Here is a 21800-nt window from a genome sequence, read left to right as displayed (position 1 = left end):
GTCGGATGTCAGCCCTCCCGCTCATCCCACGATGCGTCGGGTTCGGACGTCAGGATCATGCCGCTCGGCGTATAGGAGGAGTCGAGCAGGGCGCGCACCCACGCCTGGTTGACCGGCGGCTCCGCCTGCGCGAACCGGAACTGCAGCGGTACGTCGCTCGTGATCCAGAGACTCACGCGCCCACCGCCGTCCACAGCGCCCTTCGTCCATTCGACGAAGAAGGACTCCCGACGACGCAGCTTGCTCCCGATCGCCGCCCTGAGATGGGCGAGCACGCGGTCGTCGAAGTCGTAGTGACTTCCGGCACCGTAGATGAGAACGCCCATGCAGTGATTGTGCCGCATCGGCCCCGCCGCACCGCTCGGCGACGCCCCGCCGCTCCACGTAAACTCGTGGGATGCCGAGTCCGACCCCCGCTCCCGCACCCTTCGCCCTTCGCCCGGCGCTCATCCCGGGCATCATGGGTGCGGTCGCGCTCATGTTGGGCCTCGCGCTGCTCGAGCTCGACGCCTTCACGATCGTGCTGTTCGTGGTGAGCATCCTCGCGCTCATCATGGCCGTGTTCGCCTGGCAGGCCAAGCAGCCGCTCTGGATGATCCCGACCCTGCTCGTCGCGATCGTGTGGAACCCGGTCCTCCCGCTCCCGTTCGGCGGCATCCCCTGGATCATCGCGCAGTTCCTCGGCGCGGTCGTGCTCGTCGCCGTCGGTGTCCTGCTCGAGAACAAGCACGCCGCTCCGCCAGCCTGACTGGAAATGTTTCGGGAACGCCTGCGGGTCGTCCCGGCTCTGGCAAGCTTGCGCTCATGACGCTTGAACGCAACTGGGCCGGCACGCACACCTTCGCAGCGCCGCGGATCGTGAACGCCACGTCGATCGATGAGGTCCGCGCACTCGTCGCCGAGGCCGCCAGGACGGGCACGCGTGTCCGCGCCCTCGGCACCCGACACTCGTTTACCGACCTCGCCGACTCCGAAGGCACGCTCATCACGGTGCTCGACATCCCCGCCGACCCGGTGTTCGACGAGGCTGCCGGCTCGGTGACGATCGGAGCCGGGACGCGCTACGGGATCGCCGCCGCCTGGCTCGCCGAACATGGCCTCGCCTTCCACAACATGGGCTCGCTCCCGCACATCTCCATCGGCGGCGCGATCGCGACCGGCACCCACGGATCCGGCAACGACAACGGCATCCTGTCCTCAGCGGTGAGCGGCTTCGAGTACGTCGACGCCACCGGCGAACTCGTCCACGTGCGTCGCGGGGACCCCGGCTTCGACGGCCTCGTCGTCGGGCTCGGCGCGTACGGCATCGTGGTGCGCGTGACGGTCGACGTGCAGCCCGCCTACCGCGTGCGTCAGGACGTTTACCGCGACGTCCCGTGGGATGCCGTGCTCGCCGACTTCGAGGGCGTCACCGGCGGTGCCTACAGCGTCAGCATCTTCACCAACTGGCTCGGCGACACCGTCGAGCAGATCTGGTGGAAGACCCGCCTTGTCGCCGGTGACGACGAGCTGCCCGTGGTCCCGGAGTCGTGGCTCGGTGTGCAGCGGGACTCCCTGACCGCCGGCAACCTCGTCGAGACGGACCCCGACAACCTCACCCTGCAGGGCGGTGTCCCCGGCGACTGGTGGGAGCGGCTGCCGCACTTCCGGCTCGAGTCCACGCCGAGCAACGGTGACGAGATCCAGACCGAGTACTTCATCGACCGCGCTGACGGACCCGCCGCAATCACGGCCCTGCGTGCGCTCGGCGACCGCATCGCCCCGCTGCTGCTCGTGACCGAACTGCGCACGGCCGCGCCGGACAAGCTCTGGCTGAGCGGCGCATACCACCGGGAGATGCTCGCCGTGCACTTCACCTGGCGCAACCTGCCCGAAGAGGTCCGGGCGGTGCTGCCCGCGATCGAGGAGGCGCTCGCACCCTTCCACGCCCGCCCGCACTGGGGCAAGCTTAACCTCCTGACCGCCGAGCGCATCGCCGAGGTCGTGCCGCGGCTCGCCGACGCGCGGGACCTCTTCGAGGAGCTGGACCCGGCCGGCACCTTCTCGAACGCGCACTTGGAGCGCATCGGGGTCCGTCTGCCCCGGTAGCGGGTGTCGGTGGAGCGGGTGCCAGCGCGGTGCGCCGGCGCGAGCGCGGGTCATCGGGCGTCAGCGCGGTGCGCTGACGCGAGTGCCGGGGAACCGGCGTGGGCGCGGGGTACACGCGTGAGCGCGGGCCTCCGGAGACCCGCGCCCACGCGCCAGACCCGCGGTCACGTCAGCGCACCGCGCTGGCGCGACCCGAGAGGTCAGTCCTCGACTCGGATGCCGAACTGCTCGGCGAACATCGCTGCGAGCTCTCCGACCTGGAACGGCGTCATCGTCGCGCCCCGCAGGTGCTCGATGCCGGCGATTCGACGGAGCTCGAGCGTCCGGAGGTCGACGTCGGTGAGCCTCGCCCGCGTGACGTCGAGACTGTTGAGCGTGCAGTCGACGAACCGGACCCTGGTGGCCGTCGCATCGGCGAGGTCGAGTTCGTCGATCGTGCAGTCCTCGAACAGGACGTCCTGCAGCACGGCCCCGCGCAGGTTCACGAACCCGAGCTTGCATCCGGTGACCCGCACCGACTGCCAGTTCGCGTCGTAGCAGTCGGCGGAACCGACCCGGGACCCCTCCAGCTCGACGTCGCGCAGGCGACTTCGAGGGGCGAGGAGGATAGGCGCGTCCCACCGCTCGAGTCGGGAGTCGAGGAACGACGCCGCCCGGAAGTCGGTCTGGTCGGCTCGAATGCCGGCAAGCAGGGACTCGGAGATCGTGATGCCCGAGAGGTCACGGTGCGACAGGTCGAGGTCGGCGAACCGCAGGCCTTCGACACTGTCGTGCGCGTCGAGGGCGCCCTCGTCGCCGTCGGTCAATCCGATGAGACGGACGGGGTCGAGCCGTGGTGCCGTCGTTCCGGTGCGTTTCGCCATGCCGTGTTCTCCCGATGCCCGTGCGTGAAGGGGTGATCCGGCCAGCCTAGGGGCGGCCGCCGACGGGCTTCCGAGCCACCGCTCAGCTCGCTGTGAACCGACCTGGGAGGAACGGCAGGAGCGGCGCGCGGTAGACGAGCGACGTGTCGACGCCGGCGGTCAAGGTGGTCCTGGCCGCGCCGTACCGCCAGAGCCGGTTGAAGAGGAAGACCTCGAAGGAGACCTCCGTCCCGCCGAGCCGCCAGCTGCCCGTACCCCACTGCGCCGGCTGGCCTCGCCCGTCGAACACCACCGTCGGACGCTGGAACGCGCCGTACCAGGGACGTCGGAGCGTCACTTCGACGCGATGCTGCGTCGGCGACGGGTCCTGGGTGACTGCGCTGCTCATCGGCCCAGCCTAGGGCGAGCGGCGGCGTTCCCGTGGTGCCGGCGCAGGCGGGACGGGCTTCGCCGCGATGACGTCGGCGTCGGCGATCACGACCGGTCCGCGCTTGGTCTCGACCGTGCAGCCCGTGTCCGACCGCTCGACGAGCTCGCCGAGGGCGTCGGTCGCACCCGCCTCGGCGCCCTCGGGTAGTGCGAAGCGCACGACGACCCGCGAACCGAGCGGTGCCTCCCGGAGGAAGCGGACGGCCGCCGGACCGATCATCGCCGGGTCCTCGACCACGACCGCGAGTCGACGCTCACCAGGAGCTCGGGCGGTAGTCCTTGAGGAAGACGCCGAACAGGTTCTCGCCGGCCTCGCCGCGGACGATCGGGTCGTACACCCGCGCCGCGCCGTCGACGAGGTCGAGCGGGGCGTGGAAGCCCTCCTCCGCCAGTCGCACCTTGGTCGGGTGCGGGCGCTCATCGGTGATCCAGCCGGTGTCGACACTCGTCATGAGGATGCCGTCGGTCTCGAACATCTCCCGCGCGCTCGTCCGGGTGAGCATGTTCAGCGCGGCCTTCGCCATGTTGGTGTGCGGGTGTCCTGGGCCCTTGTAGCCGCGACCGAAGACGCCCTCCATCGCGGAGACGTTGACCACGTAGGTGCGCGGGAAGTCGGACGCCGCCATCGACGCACGCAGGCGGCTGATGAGGATGAACGGGGCGGTCGCGTTCGCCAGCTGGACCTCGAGCATCTCGATGGGCTCGACCTGGTCGACGTTCTGCACCCAGCTGTTGCTGTGGTCGACGTCGGGGACGAGTCCGCCGGCGTCGATCGCGGTGCCGGCGGCGAGCCGTTCGAGCGAGGATGACCCGGCTGTCATGGCCGCTTCGGTGAGCGCATCGGCTTTGGCCGCCGCTGCGGCGAGGATCGGGTGGGCGGACACCGACGCCGCGAGCGACAGCGGGTGTGCGTCGTTCGTGTGGCCGAAGGTGACGAGTTCGGGCAGTGGGCCGTCCGGCAGCGGGGCGAGCTCCGCGTCGACGAGCGGCTGGTAGGCGCCCTTCGTGCGGCGGACCGTCTGCGCGGCGTTGTTGATGAGGATGTCGAGCGGACCCTGCTCGGCCACGGAATCCGCGAGGGCGATGACCTGGGCCGGGTCGCGGAGGTCGATGCCGACGACGCGAAGCCGGTGCAGCCAATCGGCGCTGTCGGGGAGCGCGCTGAAGCGGCGGACGGCGTCGCGCGGGAACCGCGTCGTGATGGTGGTGTGTGCTCCGTCGCGCAGGAGTCGCAACGCGATGTACATGCCGATCTTCGCGCGGCCGCCGGTGAGGAGGGCGCGCTTGCCGGTGAGGTCGGTGCGGGCGTCTCGCTTCGCGTGGCTCATCGCCGCGCACTGCGGGCAGAGCTGGTGGTAGAAGGCGTCGACCGTCGTGTAGGGCTGCTTGCAGATGTAGCAGTTGCGCGGCACCAGCAGCTCGCCGGCGGTCGGAGCCGTCGTGGTGGTGGCGAGCGGGATGCCCCGGGTCTCGTCGTCGATGCGGTCGGGTGCGCCCGTAGCGGTGGCGGCGATCACGGCGCGGTCGGCGTCGGCGATCCGGGCCCGACGGTCGAGCCGGCGCTCCTTCTTGACCGCCTTGAACATCTTGGCGGTGGCGCGGCGCACCTGGAGGTAGTCGGGATGCTCCTCGTCCATCGTCGCCATGGTCTGGAGGACACGCAGCGTGACCTCGAGATCGGTGGGATCGATGCCCGCGTCGTCGCCGGGAGCGTGGTTCGCAGGCTCGTCGTGGGGGAGAGAGGTCATTACTTCATTCTACGAGCCGCCGGACGTGCCCCGGTCGGTGCTGAGGTCAGCGCGGGGCGCTGGACCGACCGCGACCCACAGACGTGAGCGCGACCCTCCGGAGGGGCGCGCTCACGTCGCAGACCCGCGCTCGGGTCAGCGCACCGCGCTGGCCCGAGGCAGGGGTGTCCGTCGTGCGTGAGACCATGGGGCGATGACTCCCGAGCCCGCACCACTGGTCGACGTGGCCGACCTCGTCCGGCTCGTCGGGCGGGTGGCGTTCGACCGCGGCCGGGTCTACGCGAGAGACGGTCGGGTCACCGCCGCCGACTGGGACCCCGACAAGCGTCGGCTCCACGGGATCGTCGAAGGCTCCACCGACGTCCCGTACGCCTGCATCATCGACCTCGGCGACGACACCGGTGGGTTCGCTCGCATCGAAGGCAGCGCGTGCTCCTGCCCGCTCCGCGGTGACTGCAAGCACATCGTCGCCACCCTGCTGCACAGCAACGCGGCCCATCTCCGTGCCGAGGGTCGCTCCGACCGGTGGGTGGCACCACAGCGGCCGCCTTCCGGGAAGGAGGCGTCCTGGCGCTCCGACCGGCGTTGGACCGCGCCCATCAACGACCCCGTGCTCGACGAGCCGGCCGAGCACCGGCCGATGTACGCCCTGGACGAGCTCGACGACCTCCCTGCCTCCTGGCGTCCGGAGGCGGAACGGCGAGCAGCGCGATGGACCCCGAGTCCGCAGACGCCGCCGGCACCGCCCAGTTGGCGGAACCGACTCGACTCCCTCGCCGGCGATGCCGGTCGTGCCACGGCGCCGACGGCCATGGGCCTGCAGTTCGAGGTCCGCGAGAGCATCCCGCGCACCGCCGAACGCTGGCGCGGACCGACCTCCCGCACGGCCGACGGTCCGCCCGAACCCCGGCACCCCCGCCGCATCGCCGTCCGACCCGTCGTCAAGAAGGCCGGCGGCGGCTTCGTGAAGTCGACGATCTCGTGGACCTCGTTCACGCACCAGGGCCACCGGCTGTCGCTCGATCCGGCGCACCAGCAGTGGTTCACGCAGTTCCAGGCGCTCCTGCGTGCCACCCGTCCGCCGGCCGGTGCCTACGCCGGCGCCGGCGACTCGGACTGGCTCGTCCTCGACGACTTCGGCAGCCCCGTCCTCTGGCATCTGTTCGAGGAGGCGGCCCAACTCGGGATCGAACTCGTCGGCACGCGCAAGGGCACGGTCGCCCTCGGCACCACCGCCGCCATCCGGCTGGACGCCGCGCACGACGACGAGGGCGTGGTCCTCCGATCCGTCGTGACGATCGACGGCACCGACGTCGACGCGGCCACCAGCGGAGCCCTCGGCGACCACGGGCTCTACCACTACACGCTCGAACCCCAGCAGGCGATCGTGCTCGCCCCGCTCGCCGAACCGCTGACGGACGAAGCCCGCGGACTGCTCGGGCCTGGCGAGCCGGTCGTCGTCCCCGAGGCCGAGGTGCCGGAGTTCCTCGAGCACTACGTCCCACGACTCCGCCGCAGCATCTCGCTGAGTTCGACGGACGGCACCGTGGCCCTGCCCGAGATCGTGCCGCCGGTCCTCGTCCTCACGGCTTCCTTCGAACCGAAGCAGACCCTGCGCCTCGCCTGGTTCTGGCAGTACGCCCCGGCGCAGCGCGTCCCGATCAGTGGCGGCACCCCGGCGCTCGCCGCAGGACGACCACTCGTGTCGACGGTGCCGCACGGCGGTCCCACCGACGCCGCCGAAGCGGAGGTCCTCCGCGACGAACGCGCGGAGCGGGCCATCCTCGACCGGGTCGGCGCCGCCATCGCCGCCGCGGCGGAACCGGAACGCCGAGCGCTCGCCGCCGGTGCGTTCGACGAGCTCACGACCCCGGGCGTCTGGCCGCCCCGGCCGCAGGTCCTGACGGAGTTCGACGCGGCACTCGTCACCGAGCGCACCCTCCCCGTCCTCGAGTCGCTCGACGACGTCCTCGTCGAGGTGTCCGGCGACCGCCCCGAGTACCGGGAGCTCACGGGCACGCCCCACATCTCGGTCACCACGGTGGAGACGGAGCAACGCGACTGGTTCGACCTCGGGATCGTCGTCAACATCGGCGAGTACAGCGTCCCCTTCGAGCCCCTCTTCAAGGCCCTCTCGAAGGGGCGTACCAAGCTGCTCATGGTCGACCACACCTACCTGTCGCTCGAGCACCCCGCCTTCGACCGCCTGCGCGAGCTGCTCACTGAGGCGGCCGCGCTCAAGGAGTGGGAGACGAAGCCGAGCATCAGTCGCTATCAGGCGAGCCTCTGGGCCGACTTCGAAGACCTCGCCGACGAGACCGAGCAGGCCGTCTCCTGGCGCGAGGCTGCAGCCGGACTCAACGCGATCGAAGCGGTCCCCGACACCGCCTTGCCGTCGGGACTCCACGCAGACCTCCGGCCTTACCAGGTCGAGGGCTTCCGCTGGCTCGCATTCCTCTGGCAGCACGGACTCGGAGGCATCCTGGCCGACGACATGGGCCTCGGCAAGACGCTGCAGACCCTCGCCCTCGTCGCCCACGCGCGCGAGACCACCGGGACCACGGCACCACCGTTCCTCGTGGTCGCCCCGACGTCGGTCGTCTCCAACTGGGTCGCCGAGGCCACGCGCTTCGTGCCCGACCTCGTCGTCCGCAGCATCACAGCCACGCAGGCGAAGGGGAGCGCGTCGATCGCGGACCTCGCGGCGGGCGCCGACATCGTGGTCACGAGCTATGCGCTCTTCCGGCTCGACGCGCCGGCGTACCAGGCGGTCGAGTGGTCGGGGCTCATCCTCGACGAGGCGCAGTTCGTGAAGAACCACCGCGCCAAGCTGCACGAGTGCGCGGTCGACCTCAGAGCACCGTTCAAGCTCGCGATCACCGGCACGCCCATCGAGAACACGCTCATGGAGCTGTGGTCGCTGCTGGCGATCGTCGCGCCGGGCCTGTTCGCGTCGGCGCCGCGCTTCACCGAGCACTACGTCAAGCCGATCGGTAAGGGTCTCGACTCGAGTCGGCTGCAGACCCTGCGCCGACGCATCCGTCCGCTGCTCATGCGACGGACGAAGGAGATGGTCGCGCCCGAACTGCCGCCGAAGCAGGAGCAGGTGCTGCGGATCGAACTCGCGCCGGCACACCGCAAGCTCTACGATCTCGTCCTCCAACGCGAACGGCAGAAACTCCTCGGACTCGTCGACGACCTCGACCGCAACCGGTTCATCGTGTTCCGCTCGCTCACCCTCCTCCGCATGCTCAGCCTCGACGCGAGTCTCATCGACGCCGAGGAGCACGCGGGCATCCCCTCGAGCAAGCTCGACGCACTCCTCGAGCAGCTCGACGACGTCGTCGCCGAGGGCCACCGGGCGCTCATCTTCAGCCAGTTCACGAGCTTCCTCGGCACCGCTGCGCGTCGGCTCGAGGAGCAGGGCATCGCGTACGAGTACCTCGACGGGTCGACCCGTCGTCGGGGTGAGGTCATCGACCGCTTCCGCACCGGCGACGCCCCCGTGTTCCTCATCAGCTTGAAGGCCGGCGGGTTCGGCCTCAACCTGACCGAAGCGGACTACGTCTTCCTGCTCGACCCGTGGTGGAACCCGGCCGCAGAGGCGCAGGCCATCGACCGCACGCACCGCATCGGCCAGACCGAGAACGTCATGGTCTACCGGCTGGTCGCCGCCGACACGATCGAGGAGAAGGTGATGGCGCTGCAGGCGAAGAAGTCCGAGCTCTTCGCCGCGGTCCTCGACGACGACGCGGTGTTCAGTCAGGCCCTCACCGCGGAGGACATCCGGGGCCTGCTCGAATAGTCTCCCGGCACCCACGACAGCCGTCGGGGTGTTGCCGGCCGAGCGACCGATAGCCTGATCGCTATGGAACTCGGGGTGTATGCGGTCGTCGGCATCGCGGTGATCGTGGCCGTCGCGGCCTTCTCCCGCAAGCTCGGTGTCGCCGCGCCGATCATCCTCGTGATCGTCGGTGTCGGGCTCTCGTACCTCCCGGGCGTCCCGGAGATCGAGGTCGAACCGGAACTCGTGCTCGACGTCGTCCTGCCGCCGATCCTCTACGCCGCGGCGATCAGCGTCCCGATCATGGACTTCCGCCGCAACCTCGCCACCATCACGAGTCTGTCCGTCGTGCTCGTCATCGTCACCGCCTTCGGCGCCGGCTTCCTCCTCTTCAGCCTCCTGCCGGACCTCAACCTGGCCGCCGCCATCGCCCTCGGCGCGATCATCAGCCCGCCCGACGCGGTCGCGGCGACGTCCATCGGACGCCGTCTCGGCCTCCCGCCCCGCCTCTTGACGGTGCTCGAGGGTGAGGGGCTCGTGAACGACGCGACCGCGCTCGTGCTCCTCCGATCGGCGAGCGCTGCGGCGGCCGGCGGCATGCTCACGCCGTGGGCGACGGTCGGCGACTTCGTCTACGCGGTCGTCCTGGCGATCGTCGTCGGCTTCATCGCCGGGTACGTCACCGTCTGGCTGCGGTCGAAGCTCAACGACTCCGTCCTCGACACCGCGATCTCCATCGCCGTCCCGTTCGTCGCGTTCATGCCGACCGAGGCGCTCGGCGGGTCCGGCGTGCTGGCCGTCGTCATCGCCGGCCTGTACACGGGACACGCGAGTTCGGCCGCGTTCTCGGCGCAGGCGCGGATCAGCGACCGCATCAACTGGCGGACCATCCAGTTCCTGCTCGAGAACGCCGTGTTCCTCCTCATCGGCCTCGAGATCCGCACCCTCATCGGCGCCGTCGACGCCGAGATCCTGTCCGTCGAGGAGTCCATCGGGATCGGTCTCGTCGCGACGGCCGCGCTCATCGCACTGCGGTTCCTGTGGGTGGGGCCGCTGGTGCTCGGGCTCCGTGCACGAGAACGTTGGGCGGAACGCCAGACCCTGCAACGGTGGCTGTCGATGGGGTACTCGGAACGGTTCCCGAGACAGAACCGGCGATGGCACCGGCGGCGGCGGCGGGAGCGCGCCTACGAGCGGCAGCGCGCCGACCTCGAGCAGTTGCGGTTGGAGCAGATCGACTGGCGAGGTGGCGTCATCCTCAGCTGGTCGGGCATGCGCGGCGTCGTGACGCTCGCCGCCGCACAGTCACTGCCGCAGAGCACCCCGTACCGCGAGCAGCTCGTCCTCATCGCCTTCACGGTGGCCGTCGTGACGCTCGTCGTCCAGGGCGGCACGTTGCCGTGGCTCATCCGGCTGCTCAAGGTGCAGGGGATCGACGAGTCCGAGGACCGCCGCCAGCTGGCGACCCTCCTCGACGAGATCAGCTACGCGGGCATCAGCGTGCTGGAGGATCCGGCCTCGGCGGTCGGCATCGAGGAGGAGATCGACCCCGATCTGCTCGAACGCGTCAGACAGTCCACGTTCCTGCGGGCGGAAGCCGCCTGGGAACGCTCGCGCGAGTCGGTCTCGCCGAGTGAGACGCATGCCGAGACGCCGCACCGGCTCTACCGCCAGCTGCGCCTCGCCGTCGTGCAGGCCGAGCGCGAGCGGCTCCTCGACGCACGGGCGCGCGGTGCGTACCCGTCGCGCATCCTCGCCGAGGCGCAGACGATGCTCGACATCGAGGAGACGCGCCTGCGTCCGCCTCGCGCCGACCACTAGAGCTGCTTGACCGTTCTCAGGAGTCCTCCGGTGCGCCGCCCGGGAAACGGATCGACGCGCCGACGAACTCCTGAGAACGGGTCGGTGGGGTCAGGGACTCGGGCCGGGGTTGGTGATGTTCGCGACGCGCTCCGCCGCGCGTCGACCGTTGAGGCCGCTTGACCGTTTTCAGGAGTCCTCCGGTGCGCCGCCCGGGAAACGGACCGACGCGCCGGCGAACTCCTGAGAACGGGTCGGTGGGGTCAGGAACTCGGGCCGGGGTTGGTGATGTTCGCGACGCGCTCCGCCTCGCGCTCGGCCGCGGCGTCGCGTTCGGTCTCCGAACCGGGGTTCGTGATGTCGGCCTCGCCGCTCGCCGCCGGGTCGTCCTCGGTGACGTGCGGGCCGGGGTTCGTCGTGGACGCCACGCGCTCGGCTGCCGCGTCGTCGACGACCTCGTCGTGCGGGCCCGGGTTGTTGATGTCGGCGTTCTGGTCACTCATGGGGTGCTCCTTCCGAGATCCGCCTGGGCGGTCTCCGTCTCGCGCATCGTCGCGCTGATCCGCTCTCACGGTAGGTCCGTGGGCGGGTGGCTGCAAGGGGTGGCGCCGGCCGATCAGTCGCGAGCGGCGAAGGCGTCGACCCCGGTGAGTTCGGCGGAGAGCTCCCAGAGTCGGGCCGCCTCCTCCGGATCGGTCGCGTGGTCGGCGACGCCGGAGGCCGGGGAGACCGCGGTCTCCGCCGGGCCGGCGATGTCGCAGTCCTCGCAGAACACCCCGCCGAGGCCGTCGAGCGACGGCGAGGTCGCGGCCCACACCTCGGTTGCGGCACCCTGCTCGGGCGACTTGAACCCCGAGACGAGGAGGTTGCCGTCGGCGTCGACCCAGCCGAGCGCCATCATCTCCTCGCGCGGCAGGTGCCGCTGCAGCGGCGTGAGGATGCCGCCGGGGTGGACGGAGAACGCGCGGACACCTTCCTCGGCGCCGAGCGTGTCGAGCTGGAGGGCGAAGAGCGCGTTGGCGGTCTTCGCCTGCCCGTACGCCTCCCACTTGTCGTAGCCGTGCTCGAACTGGACGTCGTCCCAGCGGATCCCGGAGCGCTTGTGGCCGCTGGAGGACAACGCGACGACCCGCGATGACCCGCCCTTGACGATGGCGGGCCAGAGGCGGTTGACGAGGGCGAAGTGGCCGAGGTGGTTGGTCGCGAACTGGAGTTCCCAGCCGGGACCGACGCGCGTCTCGGGAGCCGCCATGACGCCGGCGTTCGTGATGACGAGGTCGAGGCTCCGGCCCGTGGCGAGGAAGCGGTCGGCGAACGCCTCGACGCTCGCGAGGTCGGCCAGGTCGAGTTCATCGACCTCCACACCGTCGATGCCGGCGAGCTCCTCGCGAGCGGTCTCCGGGCGCCGCGCGGGGACGATGACGCGGGCACCCGCGCCGACCAGGGCACGGACGGCCTCGCGGCCGATACCGGAGTAGCCGCCGGTGACGATGGCGAGCTTACCGGTGAGGTCGATGCCCTCGAGCACCTCCGCCGCGGTGCTCGAGTGGCCGAAGCCGGAACCGATGGGGTGCTGCGGGGTGCGCGTGCGATTGGTCATGCCCTCACGCTACGACTCCGGGGAGGGCGGCGGAACCGGAAGGACCTGGGAAGATGTGCAGCCGTCGTCGGTCCGTGGTCGTGGCCGCCCGCACCACCTGGTCTCAGCGGGTGGACAGCACGCGCACGGATGGGAGCGGGTGGCCGTGCAGCAGCGCGCGGACCTCCTGGAGGCGACGACGCACGCCCCACATCGTGACCTTCTTGAGCGACTCGGAGACGATGCCGCCGCTCATCTTCGACTCGCCAGACACCCGCTCGGTGAAGACGATGGGCGTCTCCACGACCCGGAGCCCGCGCTGCAGCGCCCGCCAGAGGAGGTCGACCTGGAAGCAGTACCCCTGTGACGCGACGTCGGCGAGGTCGATGCGGCGCAGTGCCTCGCTGCGGAACGCGCGGAACCCGCCGGTCGCGTCGGCGACACCGATCCCGAGGGCCAGTCGCGTGTAGAGGTTGCCGCCGCGACTCAGCGCGAGCCGGTGGGCGGGCCAGTTCTCGACGACGCCACCCGGGACCCAGCGTGAGCCGAGCGCGAGGTCGTGATCGTCGAGGAGCGCGATCAGGCGGGGCAGGTCCTCGGGGTGGTGGGATCCGTCCGCGTCCATCTCGACGACGACCTCGTACCCCCGGGCGAGCGCCCAGGCGAAGCCCGCGAGGTACGCGCCGCCGAGCCCGTCCTTCACGGCCCGGTGGAACACGTGCACCTCCGGGTGCTGCGCGGCGAGCTGCTCGGCGAGGAACCCGGTGCCGTCGGGCGAGGAGTCGTCCACGACGAGGATGTCGACCCCCGGGACGGCGAGCGTGCGGTTCACGATCGGCTGCAGATTGTCGAGTTCGTTGTAGGTGGGGATGACGACGAGTGAGCGGTTCACGTCGGTTCCTTTCGGGTCGGTGGGAATGGTTCGGAGCGGGGCCGCGCCGCGACGGGCGCGCGGAGCAGGGAGCGGCGCTACGGGGTCGTGCCGACGAGCGACGCGAAGACGACGTAGTTGTTCGCGTAGGTGTTCGCGGCGTCGTCGAAGGGGCCGTTGCAGGTGATGAGCCGGAGCTGCGCGTCGGGCGTCGGCCCGTAGACCTCCTCGGTGGGGAAGGTCTTCTTCTCGACGTCGATGGCGCGGTCCACGGCGTACGTGGCGGTCGAGCCGTCGGACATCGTGACCGTCACCTGGTCGCCCGCCACGAGCTGCTTGAGGTGGACGAACACCGCCTCGCGGAGGGTCGTGTCGAGGTGGCCGGCGATGACCGCCGGCCCCACCTGGCCGGGCAGGACGCCGGCGCGGTACCACCCGGCGTCCTCCCACTCGACGGGTGGCAGGAGGACACCGGACGCATCGCGCTCGAGCGGTTCGACCGCCGCGTCGACCCCAATGGACGGGATCTGCACCCGGCTCACGCTCAATGCGCTGACATCGGCGGCCGGCGCCTGGGCGACCGGGTCCTGCTTCGCACCGGCGGCGCCACGGTCGGACGCCTCCGAGGAGGTGATGGGACCGTCGGCGGCGTTCGGCGAGGTCGGCGTCTGCCCGGCGTGCGTCGTGGCGCAGCCCGAGAGGGCGAGCGCCGTGAGGAGCGCTCCGGCGGCGGCGAGCATGCCGATCCGACGGCGCTGTGCACGGATCATGAGGTGGCTCCTTCGGTGAGTGGTGGACACCCGTCCAGCTCACCGGTCGTGAGCATCATCGGTGCGAGGGCTGCCCAGGCGGCGCCGAAGTAGCTCGGCACCTCCTGCGCGAGTTCATCGGCGGCCCGGAGGTCGTCCGCCGACTCCGGCAGGTTGCCCACGGCGGCGCGCGCGGCCGCTCGGGCCTGGAGGGCGAGCGGGTGCACATCCGAGGTCAGGGGTGATCCGCCGAGATCGGTCTCCGCCCGCAGCTCCTTCGACCGCGCGAGGGTCGAGGCGAGGCGGGCGGCCGTCGCCCGGTCGGCGGTGTCGCACGACTCGGCATAGCGGATCGGGAGTCGGGCCGCGTCGTAGCCGTAGCGGACACTCTGCCCGGTCCCTGCCGCACCCGGCATGGCGTCGACGGTGCCGTCGGCGTGCACCTGGGCCCAGTCGGGCGGGAGCGGACTCTCGTCGAGCAGGGTGGTCGTGACCGCTGCGGAACCCGCCTGCAGTTCGGCCCACCGCGGGTCACCCGTCGCCGCACCCAGTACCGAGAAGGCGACGGGGGAGGCGTAGGACGGGTTGTACGCGTAGGGCTCGGTCGCTGCGGCCCAGACGCCGGGGAGGAGGATCCGGCCCGCGGCGGTCTCGGCGGTCATGCGGTCCGCGATCACACCGGCGAGCGTGACGCCGGCCTCGGTGAACCGCGGCTCGTCGAACCGGGTGCCGGCGACGACGAGCGCGCGGGCGGCGTCGAGGTCCGCATCGCTGGCGGGTTCGTCGTCGACGACCTCGCCATCGCGCCACTGCCAGGCAAGCAGCCCGTCGGGCCGCTGCAGGTGCTGCTCGGTCCAATCCCAGATCTCGGTGAAGGACTGCTCGTCCCCGACCCCGGCCGCGACGAGCAGTCCGTAGGCCTGCCCTTCGCTGACCGTGTCGTCACCCTGGTCCCGGCGCACGACCCGGCCGTCGTCGACCCAGTCGGCGAGGAACGCGTCGGCGGCCTCCGTGGTGGTCCGGTCCGTGACCGTCGAGGTCGGGCCAGGCTGACCGTCGGCGTCGGTCGCGCCGGGTGACGCCGCGGTCGGGCCCTGGAGGAGGTTCGCCGGGAACCCGGTAGCCAGGGAGGCGATCACGGCGGTCGCGGTGACCGCGGCGACCGCGGTCGCGGCGATACCGATCGTCTTCTTGGCACTCATGGTCAGCTCACCGCCGTCCCGAGGTCGCGCACGAGCCGGGCGAGCTTCGCGTCGAGGTCGTCGAGGACGCCCCGCAGCGTCGACGACTGCTCGGCGAGTCCACCGCCACCGGTCTCCACCGGGCCCTCGGGGGCGTCGCCGGCGGCTGAGCTGTCGAGGACGGGCATGAGGGTGACGCCACCTGCGGCGTTGTCGAGCACGAAGAGCGTGCTCACGGTGCCGGGGGCGAGGTTCACGGAGGCTTCCGCCGCCTGCTTGCCGCCGGTCAGCTCGAGATCCCACGGGCCTGCTGGGACGCTCGCGTAGTCGGTCGCCGTCCCGGTGGTGGCGCCCTTCGCGATCGGCATGCCGGTCGAGGTGCTGACGTCGACGCTCTTGACGTCGGTCGACGCCTGGATCAGCCGGATGCGCGCCGCACCCTCGGTCGGACCGGTGAGGTCGTCCTCGAACACCTTCGTCTGCAGGTCCTTGTTGGGACCGTAGGCGGCTACGGTGGCCGCCTCCCCGGCGGTGATGGTCACGTTGGTGCTGATGACCGGCTTCGTGCTGTCGGGCGACCCGGCGGGCACCATCGACACCACGTAGGTGCCGGCGGCCAGATCGGTGTAGGGGGAGACCTGGCCGTAGGCGACGTCGTCGAGTTCGAACACGGTCGCGCCGCCGGAGAGTGCCGACAGCTTCACGTCGACGGTCTTGGTGTCGGCCGAGAGGTGGCCGACGCGGATCCAGCCGGAGCCTGAGGCCTCGGTGGTGGCGGCGCTCGCGGCGGTGGTGCCGAAGCCGATGAGCGCTGCCGTCGCGACGGCGGCGAGGCCGCTGAGGGCGAGTCGCCTGGTGGTGGTGGTTCGCATGGTGGAACTCCTGTTCTTCGGGTGGGTCGGGGTTTCGGGTGGCCCGGGCGTCCGGCTCGAGCCGGTGCTCGGGAAGGTGGTCAGCGCACGACGTCGGGTTCGACGACCGAGTAGGTGACCCGCACGCCGGCCGCCGTCTGCTCGACGCGGTCGGCCGCGTAGTCGCCCTGGATCGAGCGGATGGAGTCGGCCAGACGGCCGTCGCCCACCTCGGTGCCGGTGCGGAGCACCATCGTCCGACGCACGTCGCCCGTCTCGCCGTCGAGCACCGGAGTGCTCTCCAGCCGGACCGGCGTCGTGGCGAGTACCTGGCCGAGCGCCAGGAGGGCGCGGGAGTCGAGCTGGCCGTCGCTGAGGGTCTGCGCGGCCTCCGCCGAGACGCTGAGCGAGGGGTTCAGCAGGAGCTGCGCACCGAGCGCCGCCCGAGCCGCCGTGCGCCCGGCAGCCTGTTCGGCCGCCGCGTCGAGACCGTCGGCGTCGATGCGGCGGACCTCGACGGCCTGCGTCCCGGAGCCGAAGGTCGCGACGAGCTCGGAGTTGTCGATCGCACCCTTCACCTCGGGGAAGGTGGTCGGGAAGGTCCGCATCGAATCGGTCGTGACGATGTAGTCGGCGTCGCGCCAGCCGTTGGGCGACTGGGCCTGGACGGCGGAGTCGGTGTCCATCTTGTAGTACCAGATGACGTTGTCACGATCGAAACCGCTCTCGACGAGGTCGACCCACATCGCGTCGTCGACGATCACGCGGGACTCCTTCGGCACATTGGTCTGGACCCACTGCTGGGCCTGCCGGACCGGCTTGTCGAGGTCGGCGAGGAGGAAGCCGCGGAGCTGGGTCGCCGTGTTGGGGACGGCGACGACGGCTGCAGCGAGCACCGCGGCGACCCAGACGGCTCCGGCAGCACGTCCGCCGAGGAGACGACGGCGCTGCGCTCCGGCCTCGACGGTCGAGCGGCGACGGAACCGGCGGATGGCGGCGCCGGTCACGCCCATGATGAGGATCGCCATGAACGGCAGCAGCATGATGACGTACGGCACCGGCAGGTAGCCGCCCGGGCGCAGCATGAACAGGCCGAGGAAGGCGGTCATCGCGGCGATGACACGCAGTCGCGAGATGAAGAGCCCGGCGACGGCGGCCACCGCTCCGGCGACGAGGAGTGCCGCGTCCAACTGCCACCACATGCCGAGGGTCCTCGCCGACAGGCTCTCCGGGTCGAACAGCGACCCGCTCGTGACGCGGGATCCGAGCTGGAAGAAGACGCCACCGAGGAGGCTCACCCGGTCAGGGCCGGGGATGAGTTCGCCCTTGATGGCGGCGAAGAGCACGTAGGTGAAGCCGATGACGACGACGATGGTCGCGGCGACCGGCAGCGTGTACCGGCGGGTCTCCTTCCGAGCCGCGCGCCACATGGTCCAGGCGAGGAAGGGCAGGGCGAGCAGGAAGGTCTCCTTGCTCAGCACGGCGATGCCGAACGCGGCGGCGGAACCCGCGAAGCCGACGAGCTGGTGCTTGCGGCTCGTCGCGAGGATGAAGGCGCCGAGGAGCCAGGGCACCGCGACGTTGTCGAGGTAGACGGTGCGGTGGAACTGCACGGCGAGCGGTGAGATGGCGAACACGAGTGCGGCGACGGCGGCCATGGCCCGGCTGAGGTGCAGTCGGCGGGCGAGGACCCACACGAGCACGACGGCGATGAGCGTCGCGACGACCATGGCCTCACGTGCCGCGATCACGGCGATGTCGTAGCGGTCGAACGCACCGGTCAACCCCGTGTAGGCCGCGATCTGCAGCCAGCCGAGCGGCGGGTGGTCGTACCAGTAGGTGTAGTGGGCGAGTTCGCCGAGCTTCAGGACACTCCACGCCTGGGCGGTGTAGGTGCCCTCGTCGTCGATGCGCTGCGGGGAACCGCCCAGGTTCATTGCCTGCACGACGGCGGCGATGGCGAGCACGGGCAGGAGGAAGGCCAGGGTGCGACCGTGGCGTGAGAGCCAGCGGCGCACGACGCCGGGGCCTCGCTTCGTCGGTGGCCCTGAGGCGAGCCAGCCGAGGCGGTCGCTCTCCAGGCGGAGCTCTGGTCGGCCGGGGGCGGCCGGGCGTTCGAGGATGCCGGTCATCGGGTTGCTCCGTTCTGGAGGACGAGCTCGGGTGCGCGGTCGGGCAGGTCGACGGAGACGGGAGCGGCCTCGGTGGCCTCGGCGACCTCCTCGCTGCGGTGGGCACCGGTGTGTTCCGTCTTCTCCCAGGAGTGGTCGCCCTTCCACTCGCGGAAGACGGAACGGACGGCGGCCAGGCCGAGGAAGATCTGGTACGGGAAGGTGCCGAGGATCAGCCGGGCGTAGTCGCGGAGGCGGACCTTCTGGCCGTAGAGGCGGCCGAACTCACCGAGCCCGGAGGCTTCCACCGCGAGGGTGACGATCGTCGGCGCGAGCGGGATGAAGGTGAGGAGGGCGATCGGTGCGGGCACCTTCGCGAACAGCACCAGCAGGACCGAGACGGGGATGAGGAGGCCGGTCGCCGCCTGAAGGAACGGCATCGACAGCAGGTATCGCGCGAACATGCGCTGACGGAACGTCGGCAGCTTGCGCCACTCGCCCTTCTTCAGGACCTGCAGGAAGCCCTGGTTCCAGCGCGTGCGCTGCTTGTAGAGCGACTGCAGGGTGCCGGGCGTCTCCTCGCGGGTGACGACCTCGGGGCTGTAGGCCACGACGACCGTCGCGCCGGCGCTCGAGAGTCGGACGCCGAGCTCGCAGTCCTCGGCGAGGCAGCCGTCGTCCCAGCCCTCCGACCAGTCCAGCCAGGTCTTCTTCACGAACACGGTGTTGCCGCCGAGCGGGATGAAGCGGGAGTTCGCGTGGAAGTGCAGGCGCGACCGGAACCAGAAGTAGTACTCGAGCACGTTCCGCAGCGACCACCAGCTGGACTGGAAGTTCATGAGCTGCACGCCGCCCTGGACGACGTCGGCGCCGCTCTCCGTGAAGCGCGAGTCCACGAGGGTGAGTAGGCGCGGATGCACCTCGTCCTCGGCGTCGAACACGCCCACGACGTCGCCACGGGCGATCTGCAGCGCCCGGTTGAGGGCCTTGGGCTTGTTCTTCGGCACGCTGTCGTCGACGACCACTGTGATGAGGTCGGGGTGCCGTGCGGCGGCCTCGCGGACGACGCGCTCGGTCCCCGGGTCGTCGTGGCCCACGATCGCGATGATCTCGAAGTCGGGGTGGTCCTGTTCGGCGAGGCGGTCGAGGGTCTGACCCATGACCTCCTCCTCATGCCGACCGGGGACGAGCAGGGTGAAGGAGTGCTTGGCGGGCAGTGGGACCGCGGCGAACCCGGTGTTCTTCAGGTGGCCGGTCGACCGCCAGGCGTGGAGCATCCAGTAGAGCGTGGTGACGGCGATGATCGTCAGCGCGGCGGCGAACAGCAGCATGGTGCCGTAGCCGAGCCATTCGCCGATGCTCCAGGAGCCGGGGTCGGCCGCCGTCATCGGGTCCACCAGGGTGCCGCGGTTCGGCAGCGGTTCCGTGGGTGCCGCGGGTTGGGGGGTCAGCAGGGGAGCGGGCTCGTCCGCGGATGCGAACGGTCGGGAGGGGATGAGCGCGAGCGCTTCGAGCAGCGGTGCGAGTGCGGGTGCCATCAGGACAGGCCTCCAGAGGTCGGCAGTGCGTGGGTCGGTGCGGATCGACGAGTGGTCGTGGTGCGCGGTGCGGCGGCGGGTGCCGGCGCGGCCGGGCTCGAAACGGAGGTTTCCTGCGACGTCGTGCTTCGACGGCGACTGGTCGCCGAATCGGCGGGTCGGAAGACGACGAACCGATAGGCGAGGAAGCGGAACACCATGCCGAGGACGAGTCCGACGCCGTTGCCCGCGATGTTGTCGGCGAGCGGGGTGGTGTAGCCGAGGACGTAGTGCGAGACGAACAGACAGCCCGCGGCGATCCCGAGGCCGAGGACGTTCATGAGCGCGAAGAGGGCGCCCTCCTTCCACACCGCGCGGCGGTGCTCGGTCCGGAAGGTCAGCGCCCGGTTGCCGAGCCAAGCGACGACCGTGGCGACGGCGACGGAGATCACCTTCGCTCCGATCGGCTTGTCGTCGAGCACGGTGAACCGCAGGAGGTTGTACACACCGACGTCCACGACGAACGCGGTGCCGCCGACGAGGCCGAAGGTGACCAGCTGGGAGACGAGCTTGGGCAGTCGCAACGGCTGGCGTGCACGGCGTGGACGTGTTCCCGGAGCGACGGATCGTTCGGGAAGGGACGGCTGGCTCGGGTGCACGACGGAAGATTCGGGCTTCACGGTCATGCACGCCGTTCGGGGGCAATGGGAAGCCCGGTTTGGTCGAGGCGACCGCAGCTCAGGGCTTTGCCAGGTTCATGAAACAGGGCCGAAACACCTTGATTTTCCGCGGAAGTTGACGTATTCGCGAGGCCGTGGGGGACAACACCGCGGACCCCTGAACTGGGCTGCCGCCCGCCCGTCAACCGGCACGACGGCGATCCCTCGGTCGCCTACGATGGGGGCAACGCCCGGTGTGCTCGGGCGTCGCGTCGCCCTGATTCCCGGGTGCGCGAGGACGACCGGCACAGAGGGAGACATCTGGTGGGAAAGCTGATCTACGGGAGTTCATCGCGTGAGCTCGAACTCGACGACCGGATGCTCGCGCATGTGAAGTCGATCGCGGTCATGAAACTGCGGCGCAACGAGTCCTTCACGATCTCCTGGCCGCGCTCGCTCGAGACCGGTGGCGGACGCGTGACGATCTGGGTGCACCCGTCGATCTCGCTGCAGTTCGAGTTCGACCAGGAGCAGCGTCCCGAGCTCAACCGCAGCTGGCTCGAGTCGATGATGCAGGACGCCAACAAGACCGGCGACCTCGCGATCGGCCGTGAGGTCCCCGACATCGACGAGCGGGCGCGCCCGACCAACGTCAGCGAGCCCCGCCCCCGGAAGTCGTCCGCGTGAGCGATCGGGTGATCGTCCTCACCGGTGCGAGCGACGGCATCGGCGCTGCGGCTGCGAAGGCGTTGACGGACGCGGGCGAGCAGGTCGTGGTGGTCGGGCGGTCACCGGAGAAGACGGCAGCCGTCGCGCGACAGATCGGGGCTGCATCGTTCATCTGCGACTTCGCCGAGCTGGCACAGGTTCGCCTCCTCGCCGAGCATCTCCTCGAGCAGTACCCGCGGATCGACGTCCTCGCCAACAACGCCGGCGGCATTTTCGGTGCCGACCGCCGGGTCACGACGGACGGCCATGAGCAGACGTTCCAGATCAACTACCTGGCACCCGCGCTCCTCACCCATCTCCTGCTCGACCGCCTCGTCGAGTCCGAGGCGACGGTCATCAACACCTCGAGCGTCGCCAACCGCCTGTTCGGGAAGCTCGACCTCGACGACCTCGACGCCGAACGCTCCTATTCGCCCACGCGCGCCTACGGCAACGCGAAGCTGGCGCAGATCCTCTTCACGAAGGAGCTCGACCGCCGGTACGGCCCGCGCGGCCTGTCCGCGGCGGCGTTCCACCCGGGGGTCATCTCGACGAACTTCTCCAGCTCGCCCGACGGCGCGATGCGGTTCCTCTATGCGAACCCGCTCGGGCGTCGCCTGCTGAACACCCCCGAGGAGGGCGCCGACACGCTCTTCTGGCTGGCCGAGAGTCAGCCGGGACTCGACTGGACCTCGGGCGGCTACTTCGCGAAGCGGAAGCCCGCACGCACGAACAAGCTCGCCGCCGACGTCGCCCTCGCCCGCGGGCTCTGGGAACGGACCGAGGAGATGCTCGCCGAGCACCGCTGAGCGGTCCCGCCGGTTCACCGCAGCGGCTCCCGCGTCCCCGGGTCGTGGTGACG

Annotated in this window: 20 protein-coding genes; 6 read left to right on the top strand and 14 right to left on the bottom strand. The window is 70.6% G+C overall.

Annotation, left to right across the window (positions count from 1 at the left end):
* Positions 1 to 8: 8 nt before the first annotated feature.
* Positions 9 to 326: a hypothetical protein gene (locus HOW07_RS05915; protein ID WP_175116312.1), complete on the bottom strand. Its 318-nt coding sequence runs from the start codon at positions 324 to 326 to the stop codon at positions 9 to 11.
* Positions 327 to 397: 71 nt separating this feature from the next.
* On the opposite strand from HOW07_RS05915, the gene HOW07_RS05910 reads away from it, so the two are divergent.
* Both HOW07_RS05910 and HOW07_RS05905 read left to right on the top strand, forming a co-directional pair.
* On the top strand, positions 398 to 748 hold the full coding sequence (locus HOW07_RS05910; RefSeq protein WP_064294309.1) for a DUF6804 family protein: 351 nt from the start codon (positions 398 to 400) through the stop codon (positions 746 to 748).
* Between the two features lie 56 nt (positions 749 to 804).
* Positions 805 to 2088, top strand: coding sequence for an FAD-binding protein (locus tag HOW07_RS05905; RefSeq protein ID WP_175116311.1), 1284 nt, complete (start codon positions 805 to 807; stop codon positions 2086 to 2088).
* A gap of 200 nt (positions 2089 to 2288) precedes the next feature.
* Here the strand turns inward: HOW07_RS05905 and HOW07_RS05900 are convergent, their stop codons facing one another.
* From HOW07_RS05900 to HOW07_RS05885, 4 genes are all read right to left on the bottom strand, one after another.
* Positions 2289 to 2951: a pentapeptide repeat-containing protein gene (locus tag HOW07_RS05900; protein WP_064294307.1), complete on the bottom strand. Its 663-nt coding sequence runs from the start codon at positions 2949 to 2951 to the stop codon at positions 2289 to 2291.
* An 82-nt stretch (positions 2952 to 3033) separates the two neighbouring features.
* Positions 3034 to 3339, bottom strand: coding sequence for a hypothetical protein (locus tag HOW07_RS05895; protein ID WP_175116310.1), 306 nt, complete (start codon positions 3337 to 3339; stop codon positions 3034 to 3036).
* Positions 3340 to 3348: 9 nt separating this feature from the next.
* Positions 3349 to 3600 carry a ferrous iron transport protein A gene (locus HOW07_RS05890; protein ID WP_121290308.1) on the bottom strand — a complete coding sequence of 84 codons (252 nt, stop codon included), beginning with the start codon at positions 3598 to 3600 and terminating at the stop codon, positions 3349 to 3351.
* Between the two features lie 34 nt (positions 3601 to 3634).
* Positions 3635 to 5128: an SDR family NAD(P)-dependent oxidoreductase gene (locus tag HOW07_RS05885; RefSeq protein WP_064294305.1), complete on the bottom strand. Its 1494-nt coding sequence runs from the start codon at positions 5126 to 5128 to the stop codon at positions 3635 to 3637.
* A gap of 193 nt (positions 5129 to 5321) precedes the next feature.
* Here HOW07_RS05885 and HOW07_RS05880 point away from each other — a divergent pair, with 193 nt between their 5' ends.
* Positions 5322 to 8933: a DEAD/DEAH box helicase gene (locus HOW07_RS05880; protein ID WP_175116309.1), complete on the top strand. Its 3612-nt coding sequence runs from the start codon at positions 5322 to 5324 to the stop codon at positions 8931 to 8933.
* Positions 8934 to 8996: 63 nt separating this feature from the next.
* Positions 8997 to 10733 (top strand): sodium:proton antiporter, encoded by a 1737-nt coding sequence (locus HOW07_RS05875; RefSeq protein ID WP_064294303.1) that lies wholly within the window; start codon positions 8997 to 8999, stop codon positions 10731 to 10733.
* A gap of 242 nt (positions 10734 to 10975) precedes the next feature.
* Here the strand turns inward: HOW07_RS05875 and HOW07_RS05870 are convergent, their stop codons facing one another.
* The 9 genes from HOW07_RS05870 to HOW07_RS05830 all read right to left on the bottom strand — a co-directional run bounded on the left by HOW07_RS05870 (position 10976) and on the right by HOW07_RS05830 (position 20155).
* Positions 10976 to 11215: a hypothetical protein gene (locus HOW07_RS05870; protein ID WP_175116308.1), complete on the bottom strand. Its 240-nt coding sequence runs from the start codon at positions 11213 to 11215 to the stop codon at positions 10976 to 10978.
* Positions 11216 to 11328: 113 nt separating this feature from the next.
* A complete protein-coding gene (locus HOW07_RS05865; protein WP_175116307.1) occupies positions 11329 to 12312 on the bottom strand; it encodes an SDR family NAD(P)-dependent oxidoreductase in 984 nt (327 codons plus the stop codon).
* A 103-nt stretch (positions 12313 to 12415) separates the two neighbouring features.
* Positions 12416 to 13183: a polyprenol monophosphomannose synthase gene (locus tag HOW07_RS05860; RefSeq protein ID WP_217634971.1), complete on the bottom strand. Its 768-nt coding sequence runs from the start codon at positions 13181 to 13183 to the stop codon at positions 12416 to 12418.
* A gap of 77 nt (positions 13184 to 13260) precedes the next feature.
* Complete coding sequence (locus HOW07_RS05855; RefSeq protein WP_121289553.1) at positions 13261 to 13932, bottom strand: class F sortase; 672 nt, start codon at positions 13930 to 13932, stop codon at positions 13261 to 13263.
* A complete protein-coding gene (locus HOW07_RS05850; RefSeq protein ID WP_175116306.1) occupies positions 13929 to 15113 on the bottom strand; it encodes a glycosyl hydrolase family 8 in 1185 nt (394 codons plus the stop codon). The genes HOW07_RS05855 and HOW07_RS05850 overlap by 4 nt, the downstream gene beginning before the upstream one ends.
* 2 nt (positions 15114 to 15115) lie before the next feature.
* Positions 15116 to 15964 carry a DUF4397 domain-containing protein gene (locus HOW07_RS05845; protein ID WP_121289557.1) on the bottom strand — a complete coding sequence of 283 codons (849 nt, stop codon included), beginning with the start codon at positions 15962 to 15964 and terminating at the stop codon, positions 15116 to 15118.
* 80 nt (positions 15965 to 16044) lie between these two features.
* On the bottom strand, positions 16045 to 18075 hold the full coding sequence (locus HOW07_RS05840) for a glycosyltransferase family 39 protein (RefSeq protein ID WP_175116305.1): 2031 nt from the start codon (positions 18073 to 18075) through the stop codon (positions 16045 to 16047).
* Positions 18072 to 19592, bottom strand: a complete 1521-nt coding sequence (locus HOW07_RS05835; protein WP_254628165.1) for a glycosyltransferase family 2 protein — start codon at positions 19590 to 19592, stop codon at positions 18072 to 18074. Before HOW07_RS05835 ends, HOW07_RS05840 begins: the two co-directional genes overlap by 4 nt.
* Complete coding sequence (locus HOW07_RS05830; RefSeq protein WP_254628164.1) at positions 19592 to 20155, bottom strand: GtrA family protein; 564 nt, start codon at positions 20153 to 20155, stop codon at positions 19592 to 19594. The genes HOW07_RS05835 and HOW07_RS05830 overlap by 1 nt, the downstream gene beginning before the upstream one ends.
* Before the next feature lie 399 nt (positions 20156 to 20554).
* On the opposite strand from HOW07_RS05830, the gene HOW07_RS05825 reads away from it, so the two are divergent.
* Together HOW07_RS05825 and HOW07_RS05820 are read left to right on the top strand one after the other, a co-directional pair.
* Positions 20555 to 20917 carry a hypothetical protein gene (locus HOW07_RS05825; protein WP_064294294.1) on the top strand — a complete coding sequence of 121 codons (363 nt, stop codon included), beginning with the start codon at positions 20555 to 20557 and terminating at the stop codon, positions 20915 to 20917.
* The gene (locus tag HOW07_RS05820; protein WP_121289563.1) at positions 20914 to 21747 is read left to right on the top strand and encodes an SDR family NAD(P)-dependent oxidoreductase; all 834 of its coding nucleotides are present in this window, start codon (positions 20914 to 20916) and stop codon (positions 21745 to 21747) included. The genes HOW07_RS05825 and HOW07_RS05820 overlap by 4 nt, the downstream gene beginning before the upstream one ends.
* Positions 21748 to 21800 lie beyond the last annotated feature (53 nt).

The sequence above is a fragment of the Plantibacter sp. MCCC 1A11337 genome (assembly GCF_013349365.1).
Lineage (GTDB): Bacteria > Actinomycetota > Actinomycetes > Actinomycetales > Microbacteriaceae > Plantibacter > Plantibacter flavus_A.
This window is presented reverse-complemented; position numbering and strand designations above follow the sequence as displayed.